The organism is Pseudomonas sp. 24 E 13 (assembly GCF_900004715.1).
Taxonomy (GTDB): Bacteria; Pseudomonadota; Gammaproteobacteria; order Pseudomonadales; family Pseudomonadaceae; genus Aquipseudomonas; species Aquipseudomonas orientalis_A.
On record NZ_CVTO01000134.1, the window covers coordinates 917 to 1,153 of the forward strand.

Here is a 237-nt window from a genome sequence, read left to right on the forward strand (position 1 = left end):
GCGCGCTGGTGACTAACATCACTAACCCGCTGACTGTCATCCTGGATAACGGCAAAACCATCACCATCGGGGTGAACCAATCCAGCGGCACGGTCACCGCCGTGGCACCAGATGACGTGTATAAGGGCGACCAGACCGTCACCACTGCTATCAAGACTGTCACTGGTGGCGAGCACTTCGAAAATCTGGTTCCAGGCACCACGCCGGTTAACACCACCGTTACCGATACACCGGGTA

At 57.0% G+C, this 237-nt stretch carries 1 protein-coding gene; it reads left to right on the top strand.

The window, feature by feature from the left end; all coding sequences use genetic code 11:
• Positions 1 to 8 precede the first annotated feature (8 nt).
• The coding region (locus BFP90_RS29245) for an immunoglobulin-like domain-containing protein (protein WP_256097481.1) at positions 9 to 237 on the top strand (229 nt) is incomplete at its 3' end.